This window comes from Alteromonas macleodii (assembly GCF_903772925.1).
GTDB classification, from domain to species: Bacteria; Pseudomonadota; Gammaproteobacteria; order Enterobacterales; family Alteromonadaceae; genus Alteromonas; species Alteromonas macleodii_A.
In genome coordinates, this window is sequence record NZ_LR812090.1 from 2,953,476 (window position 1) to 2,965,939 (window position 12,464).

At 44.1% G+C, this 12,464-nt stretch carries 12 protein-coding genes; all 12 read right to left on the minus strand.

Features of this window, described 5'->3' with window-relative positions; translation table 11 throughout:
• Positions 1–53: 53 nt before the first annotated feature.
• A complete protein-coding gene (locus tag PCAR9_RS12725; RefSeq protein WP_179983915.1) occupies positions 54–1,337 on the minus strand; it encodes an alginate export family protein in 1,284 nt (427 codons plus the stop codon).
• 130 nt (positions 1,338–1,467) lie between these two features.
• On the minus strand, positions 1,468–1,962 hold the full coding sequence (locus PCAR9_RS12730; protein WP_179983916.1) for a YcgN family cysteine cluster protein: 495 nt from the start codon (positions 1,960–1,962) through the stop codon (positions 1,468–1,470).
• Positions 1,959–2,627 carry a fumarylacetoacetate hydrolase family protein gene (locus PCAR9_RS12735; RefSeq protein WP_179983917.1) on the minus strand — a complete coding sequence of 223 codons (669 nt, stop codon included), beginning with the start codon at positions 2,625–2,627 and terminating at the stop codon, positions 1,959–1,961. The genes PCAR9_RS12730 and PCAR9_RS12735 overlap by 4 nt, the downstream gene beginning before the upstream one ends.
• Positions 2,627–3,709 carry a lytic murein transglycosylase gene (locus PCAR9_RS12740; protein WP_179983918.1) on the minus strand — a complete coding sequence of 361 codons (1,083 nt, stop codon included), beginning with the start codon at positions 3,707–3,709 and terminating at the stop codon, positions 2,627–2,629. The genes PCAR9_RS12735 and PCAR9_RS12740 overlap by 1 nt, the downstream gene beginning before the upstream one ends.
• A gap of 6 nt (positions 3,710–3,715) precedes the next feature.
• Positions 3,716–4,012, minus strand: a complete 297-nt coding sequence (locus PCAR9_RS12745; protein WP_179983919.1) for a YcgL domain-containing protein — start codon at positions 4,010–4,012, stop codon at positions 3,716–3,718.
• 77 nt (positions 4,013–4,089) lie between these two features.
• Entirely contained in the window at positions 4,090–5,247 is a 1,158-nt protein-coding gene (gene rnd, locus PCAR9_RS12750; protein WP_179983920.1) for a ribonuclease D, read from the minus strand.
• Between the two features lie 62 nt (positions 5,248–5,309).
• Complete coding sequence (gene fadD, locus PCAR9_RS12755; RefSeq protein ID WP_179983921.1) at positions 5,310–6,962, minus strand: long-chain-fatty-acid--CoA ligase FadD; 1,653 nt, start codon at positions 6,960–6,962, stop codon at positions 5,310–5,312.
• Between the two features lie 121 nt (positions 6,963–7,083).
• A complete protein-coding gene (locus PCAR9_RS12760; protein WP_179983922.1) occupies positions 7,084–7,923 on the minus strand; it encodes an alpha/beta fold hydrolase in 840 nt (279 codons plus the stop codon).
• 97 nt (positions 7,924–8,020) lie between these two features.
• On the minus strand, positions 8,021–8,677 hold the full coding sequence (locus PCAR9_RS12765) for a Slp family lipoprotein (protein ID WP_179983923.1): 657 nt from the start codon (positions 8,675–8,677) through the stop codon (positions 8,021–8,023).
• A 349-nt stretch (positions 8,678–9,026) separates the two neighbouring features.
• Positions 9,027–9,320 carry a hypothetical protein gene (locus tag PCAR9_RS12770; RefSeq protein WP_014950008.1) on the minus strand — a complete coding sequence of 98 codons (294 nt, stop codon included), beginning with the start codon at positions 9,318–9,320 and terminating at the stop codon, positions 9,027–9,029.
• Between the two features lie 130 nt (positions 9,321–9,450).
• Positions 9,451–10,167 (minus strand): tRNA (adenosine(37)-N6)-threonylcarbamoyltransferase complex dimerization subunit type 1 TsaB, encoded by a 717-nt coding sequence (gene tsaB, locus PCAR9_RS12775; protein ID WP_179983924.1) that lies wholly within the window; start codon positions 10,165–10,167, stop codon positions 9,451–9,453.
• A gap of 77 nt (positions 10,168–10,244) precedes the next feature.
• Positions 10,245–12,164: a DNA repair helicase YoaA gene (gene yoaA, locus PCAR9_RS12780; RefSeq protein ID WP_014950010.1), complete on the minus strand. Its 1,920-nt coding sequence runs from the start codon at positions 12,162–12,164 to the stop codon at positions 10,245–10,247.
• Positions 12,165–12,464 lie beyond the last annotated feature (300 nt).

Genomic DNA, 12,464 nt, shown 5'->3' on the forward strand with positions numbered 1-12,464 from the left:
AATCCCCCCTACCTGCCTATGTGGCAATGTTTTACTATAACCAATATTAACACTTAGAAAGAGTACATAACTCCCGTATAGGCGTACATAGAATTATCGGGGTATGCGCCAGTTTCTAACGCTTCACCTTTAGCAAGGTATGCACCGCCTAGTTCGAACCTTAGTGGCGCAGATGCTTGATATCGCCAGCGAAGCTCTATTTGGTGTCCTAAAAAGTCTTCCTGCCCCTCAGCTACTTCTTCAAGCCAAAGCCCTTTGTAACCCAACATGATCGTATTGACACTATTGAACTTTGTGACCGCTCTTAACCCCGGTGCTAGGATATTACTTCGAGGGAATGTTTGATACACGTCCGTAGGACCAAAATCAAACCGCCGTAAACCATAAAGGGAGTCAAAGGCTTTTATAGTGTTATCGGTGCTATCATCATCACCACTTGCAGCATCAATTTCCGCTCTGATAAAAATATTAGCACTGATTTGTTTGCCGATGTGACTATGTACCATCCAAGCGCTAACATCCTTATCGTCAATGTCAGATGTCGATGTAGACTGCCTAGCTTGACCAGTTTGCCCTATCGCTTCTATATTGTATTTCCAGTTTTCTGAAAAGGTTTTCGAATAATCTACCGACAGGGTAAAGAGGTCGCGATTTTTGGTCGCAAGATCCTTTGAGTCGGACTCTTTTAACCAATAACTATGTACTTTCCATGTGTTATCTTCCGATTCAGCATAAACGCCAAAAAACTTTCTATTACTAAAACTTTTATCAAAAGCCCGTTTATTACTATCGACTGATGGTGAATCGATAGGAAAGCGAGACAGCGGCAATAGATAAAAACCACGCACATGCCATCCAGACCAATTTGCATCAATGAGTGCGCCTTCAAAACTATTCGTAGCGTTTCTAAATCGTGTGCGCCCAATCAGTCGACGGCTACCGTGATCAAGCGTTACTCGTCCAATAGTAACGCTACTTAGGTATTCGCTTATGCCCTTATAGGAAATATACAACTGCACTGGTTCAAGCGTATTCACCTGCGAAGACTTAAGGGTGGGATCGTTCTCGTCGAGATAAGCGCGAGAATCTTCTATCTCGGCGACAGCATTCCAATTCCCATAGTTGGCTTCGCCTTTTAGCCTAACTCGCGTTGAGAGGCGCTCATTTGTTTTTGTGCGGATGTTTTCATTAGTAGGGAAAATTGGATTATTAAGCGTTTCGTAACGTACTCTAACCGAGCCACTGTAGCTAGTGTCTAGGCTTTGTGCTTTTAATGTTGAGCCCATACAAGTAGTGGCAAACAACAGTATCGAAACACTAGCGCTCAATTTGCTCATTTTCAAGCCTTTGAAAATCGGGTAAGAAAGCGTAAGTATAAGCGAGACAATCGCATTTCACTCACGCTCTTTAGTCTAAAAAGCTTACAAAGGTGAGAAATTGAGCCTGTGTAATGACAGCTTATTGTGTTTAGTCTAAATCTTCTAACGGCCAAATGGCGATATAGTCTTCAAAGTGGTTGAGATCTACATCGCTTTCAAACACCGTTTTATTACGTACTGACATTCCCTTCGCGTGCATTACGTTCTTCTTACCTTTGTTTAGCAAAGGGTGCCACGAGGGTATCCCCCTTCCTTCATAAAGGCGTCGATAAGTGCAACTGTTTGGCATAAAGAAAATATCTTTAAGGTTTTCTTTTGTCAGCTTCACGCAATCTGGTACAAGCTCGGTGCGTCTTTCATACTGAGTACATTCACACTTTTTCGTATTCAAATATGAACACACAATATTGGTGAAGTGAATTTTTTCGTTGTCGTTAATGTGGTCGGTAACTTCGTATTCTTCAACGGCCTCGTCGTCGATGAACTTTTGCAGGCAACACTTCCCGCAACCGTCACAAAGAGATTCCCATTCTTTTTGGGTCATTTCTTCTAATGACTTAGCTTCCCAAAATGCTACTGTCATTCAGCTACTACCTTTGAACTTACCGTTATTAGGCCGTCTAACGATGCCTTAACTTTATCTGCCGGGCTAAGCTTACCCACCCCTTTGGGCGTACCGGTAAGGATTACATCACCGCTATCTAGGGTAAATATAGACGACATATGGGCGATCAGGGGAATGATCTTGTGTAGCATGAGCTCGGTATGCCCCTGCTGCCTGACCTCTCCGTTTATGGTTAAGGTAAAGCGCAAATCATCAAGATTCCCAACTTCACTGTACGGCACAAAGCCAGAAAGTGGCGCACTGTTATCAAAAGACTTCGCCCGTTCCCAAGGTTGCCCTTGCTTTTTAAGCGCTGCTTGGATTTCGCGAAGGGTTAAGTCAAGCCCCAGGCCAATTCCCCAAATAGCGTCTTTGACCTCATCATTACTAGCATTTTTAAGTGGTGACTTAAGCAGTACTGACACTTCAAGCTCGTTGTGGCACTCGCCTTTGTCAGTGGGAATAGCAATGGGCTCATGCATATGGCACAAAGCAGCTTTCGGTTTCATAAACAGCAGCGGAGCTTCAGACACCGTAGAGTTCATTTCTTGAATGTGGTCGAGGTAATTTCGACCAATGCATAACACTTTACTAACCGGTAATGGTATCTCATTACCTTGGGTATCAATGTGACGATATGTCATTAGTAACCTCGCTTTATTCGTTCAGATAAATACCCAACCGAAACGCCGAAATAAGACGAACGGTTCCACTTCATTAGCGTATGGAAGTTGTTATACACCAAGTAGATTCGGCCTTTCTCACCGTCTGGCATAATGAGTGATGCATCGACATTTACATTGGGAAGCTCACTACCGTTATAGCGCCTAACGCCATTTGAGCTCCAAAAAGATAGCGGCTTCATATTAGATTTTGCAAGGCCTGAAAAAGGCACTGGCTTGGTCAGGGTCACCTGACGGCCCCATGTCCCTTCACTATCCCACCCTTCAGCTGACAAGTAGTTAGCGATTGACGCGAACACATCAGCCTTAGTTTCCCAAATATCCTTTCTGCCGTCGCCATCGTAGTCTACAGCGTAGTTTAAAAACGATATGGGCATAAACTGAGTTTGGCCCATCGCGCCAGCCCAAGAGCCTTTTAATGCTTTCACATCGATGTGGCCTTCATCAAGTATGCGAAGCACAGCAAAGAAATTATCTTTGAATAGCTTCTCTCTTCGCCCTTCATACGCTAGAGATGCAAGTGCGGACAGCACGCTGAAATTACCCTGAATTTTACCAAAATTAGACTCGTTCCCCCATAGCGCAACGATAAACCGTGCTTGTACGCCATATTTGTCAGCAATCTCTTCAAGTAGTACTTTATTTTCGTTGTACTGCTCAACCGCTTGCTTTACTTTCCAATCAGGTACTCGCGTTGCCAGATAGTCATCTAACGTAATTTTTTTCTCTGGCTGACTTTTATCAGATTTAACAACGGTAGGCCTAAAGGTGATATCAGCGAACGCCTGCTCTAGCTTAGCTTTATCAATACCTTTTGCAGCCGCTTCGTTTTTAAGCTGAGCAACATAACGGTTAAAGCCTTCTTCACTCAGCCCATTGTCACTACTCGGCTTGTTTTCAGCGTAAGCCGAAGCCGAAAGGCTTAAGGTGATACTAGATATAAGCACGGCAACGTTTAGCGGCTTGGGCAGCAAACTGTAGCAACTACGCTTAGTGTGAACCGTCAGTCGAGCGACTAAGCGGTTTATTATCTTTACTAACATGAATATTTAAAACTTTTTATCCGGGTTTTTAGACAAGCCGAGGGATTCGCGATGCTGCTCAAGTAGGTTGTCTTCTTTGGGTGGCATTTGTAGATAAAAACCTTTTTCAGTAAGTTCATCGATAAGCTTTTGCTTATCGACCATACCCAGTTTTTCCCGTTTTTCTAAAGCGATAATAGTCACTAATTCCGGGCGACCAAAGGTTTCCATTAGCGCTTCGGGCACATCTTCGAAATGATCTTTTTTTGGCACATATAAATACATGCCTTCTTTTTTTCGCGTTTTATAAACTGCGCATAACATAAATGATTTACTCGCTTTGTAATGAGTGCGGTCGTGAAAATTTTCACTTTTATACACCCACGTTGTTTTGTAGACGGTTACTGGGAAGGCGCGTCGCCTAACAGTCGGGTTACGTGAGGACGAAATAATGGCTCACGCCAAGTAGACAACACGTCAGGCATTAAACCTTGTACACGGGTCTCATCAACTGGAAACCAGTACCATTTTAACAATTGATTTAGCTGTTTTTTAGAGGCAATAACGTCACTATTAACGGCATTGTCTTTCGCTATCTGGTCGCTGATGACTTTAAGCTCGGCCAGCGTCTTTTTGTACTTGGCGATATCAATTAACCGCAGCACAACTGGAAGCCTAAGCTTTTCTGGCGTTTGCGCATATTTTGCTCTCGCCTCTTCAATTAGCGTGATAATGGTGTCTCCGTAACGACGGACCGACTGGTGATTCACGCCGTTAATGCGCGAAAGGCCAGATTTGCTATCAATAAGACGCTGAGCTGCTTCAAACAAGTGACCTTCTTTGAAAACAAAGTTTAGCGCCAAGTCTTTCTTTCGTGCTGTATTTAGACGCCATGCGGCTAACGCTTGTAATACTGTGAGCTGTTCGCTGTTTAAGCGCCAATTGTTCTTAATACTTAAATAGGCAAAATCTTCTGGCATTTGAGCGCGTTTTTTATCCACTAGCAACGCTATTTCTTGGTAAATCCAATGCACTTTACCCGCTTCTTGGACTTTACTGGCTAGCTCTTGGTAGCATGGTAGTAAGTACAATACGTCGTTTGCTGCATAGCTAAGCTGAGATTCGCGAAGGGGCCTGGCTATCCAGTCTGTTCGCGATTCACCTTTATCTAATGTTATATCGCATAGCAACTCTACTAGCTTTGCGTAGCCCAGTGATGGCCCCATATCCAAAATACTTCCCGCCAACTGTGTATCAAATACCGGCGTTGGCACCGTATCAAAGGCGGTGAGAAACGCCTCTATATCCTCTGAGCACGAGTGCAGCACTTTTACTACTTCGGTATTTTCCATAAGCTCAATAAACGGGCTCATGTTGTCTATAGCTAACGGGTCAATAAGCACTAGTTGATGGCCATCATAAAGCTGAATAAGCCCAAGGTGAGGAGTAAGGGTTCTTGTTCTTACAAATTCGGTGTCTAAGGCTACCGCCTCTTGACGTTGTGCTGCAGTGCACACTTTTTCGAGTTGTTCAGATGTTGTAATTAATTGATATTGCATATTTTTGCACAGTAATAAAAAAGCCGGCTAACGCCGGCTTTCAAAAAACTATTTCAACGAAATTAGTCTCGAAGCTCCCGACGCAGTATTTTACCTACATTGGTTTTTGGTAAGTCGTCTTTGAAAACAACTTGCTTAGGCACTTTGTAACCTGTTAAATGATTACGGCAGTGCGCGATAACGTCTTTTTCAGTGAGTGAATCGTTATTTTTAACTACGAATAGTTTCACAACTTCACCGCTGACTTCGTGAGGAACCCCAACTGCAGCTGCTTCAACAATATGGTCATGCATTGCAGCAACTTCTTCAATCTCGTTCGGGAACACGTTGAAGCCTGACACTAGGATCATATCCTTTTTACGGTCAACAATATAGAAGTAACCTTCATCATCTATTGTTGCTATGTCGCCAGTGGCTAGCCAACCGTCTTTTAAAATTTCTTCTGTTGCTTCAGGTCGGTTCAAATACCCTTTCATCACCTGAGGGCCTTTTACCCACATTTCACCCGGCTCACCCTTTTCGACAGGGTTACCGTCATCATCAAGCAGCTTGATATCTGTAGAAGGCACGGGCATACCGATTGCGCCTTTATAAGCTTCAATCTGAGGTGGGTTTACCGCAACCACAGGTGAGCACTCTGTAAGGCCATAGCCTTCAAGAAGCACAGTGTTAGTAATCTTCTCCCACTTCTCTGCAACAGGGCGCTGTACAGCCATACCGCCGCCTAAGCCAAATTTAAACTTACTGAAATCAAGCTCGCTGAACCCAGGCGTGTTTAACAGGCCGTTAAACAAAGTGTTAACGCCAGGCAGGATAGTAAATGGGTATTTGCTAAGTTCGTTCACAAAAGCTGGCATGTCGCGGGGGTTGGTAATAAGCAAGTTGCGGCAGCCATATTTTACGAACATGAGGCAGTTCGCCAATAGTGCAAAGATATGATACAGCGGAAGCGCGGTAACAACAAAGTCTTCGCCTTCTTCTATAACGGTTTCTAGAATACCTGACACTTGTTCTAAGTTTGCCACCATGTTGCGGTGAGTTAGCATAGCCCCTTTAGAAACACCGGTTGTTCCACCTGTGTACTGAAGGAATGCCAAATCGCCACTATCAATATCTGGACGCTTGTATTCAAGAGACTGACCTTTTTTAACCGCCGACATAAACGAAGTCGTTTCAGGCAGGTTGAATGAAGGCACCATCTTTTTGACGTACTTAACCACCGCGTTCACAACCCAACGCTTAGGAGCAGGCAACATATCACCCAATGCCGTCAAAAAGACTTCTTGTAGATTAGTATCTGCGATAACCTCTTCGAGAGTACAAGCGAAGTTCTCAACTATAACGATAGCTTTAGCGTTGGCATCGTTAAGCTGGTGCTTCAACTCGCGAGCGGTATAAAGAGGGTTAACGTTAACCACAACCATACCTGCACGCAATATCCCAAACATAGCAACAGGGTACTGAAGGAGATTAGGCATCATAATTGCCACAGCATCACCGCGTTTTAACCCGCTAGACTGTAAGTATGCAGCGAACTGCGCTGATAAGGTATCTAGCTCCTCAAACGAAATTGAGTGCCCCATGTTGATGAAGGCTTCTTTGTTTTTAAACTTCTTAACCGACTGCTCGAAAATGTCTACTACAGATGCGTAACGATCGGCATCGATTTCTGCGGAAACGCGAGGGTCGTAATGCTTAAGCCAGGTTTTTTCCACCAAAACCTCCTCTACTTTATTCTTATACTATTTAATGAGCACTTTAGAAGACGTGCCCATGTAACTGGTCTGATAACTTGCGAATAGTATAGGAAGTGTAAAAAAAAATAAACGGCACAATTTACAATTGCTCAACAAAATTGCGAATTAATAGCCCTACATCATCAGTATTTTCCATGTGAATATGATGACCGCCTACTAATTGTTCGTATTGTGCATTTAAAAACCACCCCTTCCTTTTTGGAAAGACTGACTCTAGATTTTTAAAGCTATTAGATGCACCGATAAAAAGTACAGGACATACAATAGCACGCATAAGAGATTCTGCCTGTTTTTCTGTGAACCTTAACGATGATTTTGTGCGTAGTTTAGGATCGCTCGCCCAAAAGCAATGTCCACCAGCATCTTGGGTTAAGTTTCTAGACAATATTGAACGGGCGTGCTCTTCTGGAATATCTGAAATTTTGCATCTTGCTTTTACAGCATCTTCTAAATCGACGATTCGCAACTTATTACGCGATTTAGCATGACGGCTGATAATAGACTCTCGCATTTGCGATGCAGTGGTCTCTTCGCTTTCTGTAAGCGGGCCGCATGCGTCAATGCTAATGACAGCAGAGACTTTTTCGGGGAAGAGCGCAGCGAATAAGCTAGCAAGGATTCCACCAAGTGAGTGCCCCAGTAGAATTACCTCTTCCCAATTTTGAGATTCAATTAAGGCGTACAAGTCTTGCAGGTAGTCAGCTTGATTGTAATGCGCACCATGCACACGATGAGATGAACGGCCATGCCCTGCGAGATCAATTGCAATAAAGCGGTGGGTTTGAAGATAAGGCGCTAGCAACCTTAGGCTTTCTGCGTTATCCAAGTACCCGTGTAAACCAATAACAACTTTGCCACCACCTTGGTTATCTAACGCAGCTAGGTGTAGTGCTCCAATATTGAATTCTGTTTCAATCATAACGCTCCGTACCGGCAAATAACCGCCGCCTCCCTTACATTTTCATTCCACTAAAACCAATAAGGCGGCAATTATATGCCGCCCCAATTAACTATCCCTATTGTCGCTTGTTGGTACTTGGTGATTTACCGCGCGGCTCAGAATTGTTGTTACTTGGTCTATTGTTGGTAGAAGGTAACTTTGCTTTGCTCGGTGCATTTTGATACCGGATTACGCGGGTCCTATTGAAATGCGGGTACATCCACGGCCCATTAAAGCGATAAAACGGTGAGTACCAGCCAGTGTGATAGTTAAAGAAGTAAGTATTTACATCGTAAACCTCTTGTTTTTTCCACATATGGTAGTCTTCGACGATAATTGTTGGGTAGATATAAGGTTGCTCCCCTACCATACCCGCAGTCGGCGCAGTAATACTGCCTAAAAACGTTGCGGAGCGCCCTTCTTCAAAAACTATAGGGTCAACAAAGCCATCTATTTGCACTTTAAATCGGCCTGACGTTTCGCCATTGGTGGAAGGTTTACCGTAGTGGTTCAAAGGAAAGTGTGCAAGCTCGATCAATGTTTTGTTGGGCTTATTTTCAACCCCAACAATCATACCACCCCATCGCGCTTTTTGACCTTGCGCACTAGCACCTGAAGTCACCGCCTTAGAGTAGCTGACTAACTGGGTACCTTCAGGTACATCGATACTATCTGGAACTATGGTACAGCCTGTAAATAACATGACCGTAATTAGAATTAAATAACGAGACATCAAAGCGCTCCTCTGAACCCTAGAAAAAATGTTGCGCCTAATTGAATCACAATGAATCAACAGGTGTTTTAAACGAAATTCTTGTGCGGCAACACATCTAAAAACTCTTATATACTCTTACGTATCTCTTTAAGTTACAAAGAAAAACCGCATCCTAGCAACTCAACATTAGCATTAATACGAGACGACTACCATTGTCGTTCAATTAATGTATTGGATAAACGCAAAAGGGGCCATATGCCACACTAATTTAGTGCAGGTACAGGGGGAGTTAGTTCAAAACGACGTGCGAGATTTAACAATTCGTTAAAATTAATTTGCAAGTAAAGAGGCAATAGTGTGCTGAAGTTTATGCGTAGATGTCCACGCCGAACATAGATTGAATAGACTCGCGTTGCTGCTGCTTTTCAAAGCTCGTGTATGACGCTATGGCATTTTGAGAATACGTGTTGCCATCTTCACGAATAAATTGTTGGTACGCTTTGGCGTTATCCGTTCCCTGTTCGTCGGGCGCAACAACAATCGCCCTAGCAGACGATTCGCTTTGCCCTTTACTTTGCTGTTCAGGGTCTTTGTTAATTTTAGCGACACGGCCTTGCGAAGGTTCGGAAGACGGTACGGCGAAATTATTATTGATAATCATATAAAGTTAACTGAGGCAAGAATCATACCATTGGGAAGCGAGCTTTAACCTTAAGACTCGCTCCTCTTTTCCCCGTTGCTCGATTTATCTTATTGTTAGTAATGGGCGCCCAATATTTGGCGGCGTGTCGTTACTCTCTGCCTGGTAATTTTTTCCACGTTACTTTATCGCGCAGATATACAGGTTCTACATTCACAGCTTCAGATACTTCGCCTTTGCTATGTGCATCTATTGCAAGTTTAAGCATGTATTGAGCGTTTGGAAGGGTCACGTCAGACGCTACTTCGCCACATACCTCAGACTTCCAGTTATCAAGCTCCTCGTAGGCAGACCAGCCGGTGCCCGCTGCAATTACAGCCGCGCCGCTTTCTTCTCTAAGTACTTTTAGCTGTTCAATAGCCACTTCAGGCGGACAAACTTGCTCTTCAACGCAAAGTACAAGCCCATTTTGCGACTGTGAGTAAACCGCGAAGTAAACTTCACCCATACGCGCATCAGACGCGACGGCAATCCATACATCTTTATGCTGAGTTTTAGACACTACTTCAAACGCCATAGCTTCAAGCGTACTCACGCCCGCTACTTTTAAGCCTGTCCCTAACGCTAAACCTTGAATCATTCCCGTCGCTATGCGAACACCGGTAAAGCTGCCTGGGCCTCGACCAAAAGCCAGTAAATCTAGGTCGCCCAGCGAAACCTTTGCTTCTTTTAACACCTCATCGACCATGGGAAGAAGTCGCTGACTATGCTGCTGAGGGCATATCTCAAAACGCGTTATGACGGCGTCTTTGTATTGAAGTGCCACCGAACAAGCTTCGGTTGCCGTGTCTATAGCTAAAATGTTCATGTTTATCTCTTATTTCATATAAGCTGAAAATGGGGCTAATGGCGTAAATACGCTTACCGCTTTTTCAGTGCTTTAACTTAGGCTTCATCAATGCCGGCTAAAAATTTTTCTACTTCGTCCAAGCTTCTTGTTCTTTTCATATCTGGCAAGCTACCGACGAAGGTTTTGGCGTAAGGTTTTGTCACTAGTCGATTGTCACATATTACCAATACGCCTTTATCTGATGGGTCTCGGATGAGTCGTCCTGCGCCCTGCTTTAACGTAATAACAGCTTGAGGAATTTGAATAACACCAAACGGGTTTGCTCCACGTTTTTTTACATCTTCCATACGGGCTTGAAGCAGCGGATCATCAGGTGACGCAAAGGGCAGCTTATCAATCATCACGCAAACCAAATCGTTGCCGCGTACGTCTACTCCTTCCCAAAACGCGCCTGTGCCCATTAGTACCGCTTTTTCATCTGCAAGGTACGCATCCAGCAATGCTTGCTTGGTGGTAGTCCCTTGCACCAGTAGCGGGTTGTCTATCTCATCTTCTAGCTTCTGCGCAATCTCTCTAAGCATAGCGTGACTTGTAAACAGCAAAAAACATCTGCCGCGACTCGCTTTAATTAACCGTTTGGCTGTTTCTAGCAAGGTTTCGCGCATAGCGTAGCTATTCGGTTCTGGTAAATAGCGGGGCACGCACAGCATGGCCTGTTCGGGGTAATTAAACGGGCTATCTAATCCTAACGTTTCTGCGTCTTCTAAGCCCATGCGGCGCTGAAAGTGATCAAAACCGCCGTTTACCATTAAGGTTGCCGAGGTAAAAATCCACCCGCGCGGCGGCGATGATACGAATCGTCTGAATTTAGCGGCAATTGATAAAGGTGTTAAATGCATAATGAGGTGGCGCTGAGTAGTTTCATACCACAAACTTACATTTTCTTGCTTATTGTCGCTTAACGCATCTAACTGCTCTCTTGCAGCCACAACACGTTCGTACATGTTGTCTAAATCTTTATCGCGGCCAATATGGAGTTTACACACTTCATGCAGTACACCTAGCGCTTCGGCCAGCTTGCCCACCTGCATGCGCACGTCGTCACGGTCTAACGCCTCAGCCCAGTTGCCGCGTTCAGCCGTATCCGGGAACAATAAGCGTAAGTCAGAGGCAATCATCCTGCATTTGTCAGCCGCTTTATCTAGCTGCCCAGCATCTTTTAGCACTGTTCTGAACAACAGCGTGATATCTTTCGCAATGTCGTGAATTTGTCTTGTTGACAGTGACTCGCCAAAGTAATCACTCGCAATATCGGGAATTTGATGAGCCTCATCAAAAATAATCGCGTCAGCTTCTGGGATAAGTTCGCCAAACCCTGTGTCTTTCAGTGCCATATCAGCAAAGAAAAGGTGGTGGTTTACCACAATAATATCGGCGTCCAGCGCCTTTCTGCGTGCTTTAACCAAGTAACAATCTTCATAATCTGGGCAATCGCGGCCCAAGCAGTTATCCACTGTAGAGGTAACAAGCGGTAAAACGCGGGCATCTTCAGGAAGGGTTTTAAGCTCCCCCATATCACCTGTTTTCGTAGTACTAGACCAACGTTTCACTTCTGAAAGCTGACCCAATACCTCTTTTTCAACCAGCGTAGAATTACCACTGTGCTGTGCTACTCGATGAAGACAAAGATAATTTGAACGGCCTTTTAACAGTGCAGTTTTTCGCTTGCTGCCCAAGGCCTTTTTTACCAGTGGTAAGTCGCGGTGAAATAACTGCTCTTGTAAGTTTTTAGTTCCTGTAGAAACAATAGCCTTTCCGTCGCTCAACAATGCAGGGGCGAGATATGCGAAGGTTTTTCCCGTTCCCGTTCCCGCTTCAACGATCAAACTACCCGTGGTATCAATAGCGCGCTTAACCGCCTTTGCCATTTCAGTTTGAGCTTCGCGAGGTACAAACCCCTTGATAGCACCCGCAAGGAGGCCATCTGAAGAGAATACGTTATTTATTGTGGGCATGGTTTAAGCGCTGTCGTTACTTTTCTACTTTAGGCCGCGCATTATGCCAAAAAGCCTTCAAAATGCCCATCAAAGGTTTACACTTTAGCGTGAGCCTAGCCCACTCTCTTAAATCCTGAACTACCCAGATATCAAAAAACTTCCCACCTTAACTATTCGCTTCCTGACACTTTAAGAGTCAAAAAAATTGTTAAATTTTTGATGAAAAGAATTTGTCTTCTAGAACAAAAAAATTAGCTTTTTAATAGTAAAACTTAGGCGCAATATCCCGCTCGTAAATATTTACACAACTATTTAACG

Coding starts and splice junctions, on each gene's coding strand:
- PCAR9_RS12760 (WP_179983922.1), bottom strand. CDS start 7,923: ATGATTGAAACAGAATTCAATATTGGAGCACTACACCTAGCTGCGTTA.
- PCAR9_RS12770 (WP_014950008.1), bottom strand. CDS start 9,320: ATGATTATCAATAATAATTTCGCCGTACCGTCTTCCGAACCTTCGCAA.
- PCAR9_RS12735 (WP_179983917.1), bottom strand. CDS start 2,627: ATGACATATCGTCACATTGATACCCAAGGTAATGAGATACCATTACCG.
- PCAR9_RS12725 (WP_179983915.1), bottom strand. CDS start 1,337: ATGAGCAAATTGAGCGCTAGTGTTTCGATACTGTTGTTTGCCACTACT.
- PCAR9_RS12730 (WP_179983916.1), bottom strand. CDS start 1,962: ATGACAGTAGCATTTTGGGAAGCTAAGTCATTAGAAGAAATGACCCAA.
- PCAR9_RS12745 (WP_179983919.1), bottom strand. CDS start 4,012: ATGTTATGCGCAGTTTATAAAACGCGAAAAAAAGAAGGCATGTATTTA.
- PCAR9_RS12740 (WP_179983918.1), bottom strand. CDS start 3,709: ATGTTAGTAAAGATAATAAACCGCTTAGTCGCTCGACTGACGGTTCAC.
- PCAR9_RS12765 (WP_179983923.1), bottom strand. CDS start 8,677: ATGTCTCGTTATTTAATTCTAATTACGGTCATGTTATTTACAGGCTGT.
- rnd (WP_179983920.1), bottom strand. CDS start 5,247: ATGCAATATCAATTAATTACAACATCTGAACAACTCGAAAAAGTGTGC.
- yoaA (WP_014950010.1), bottom strand. CDS start 12,164: ATGCCCACAATAAATAACGTATTCTCTTCAGATGGCCTCCTTGCGGGT.
- tsaB (WP_179983924.1), bottom strand. CDS start 10,167: ATGAACATTTTAGCTATAGACACGGCAACCGAAGCTTGTTCGGTGGCA.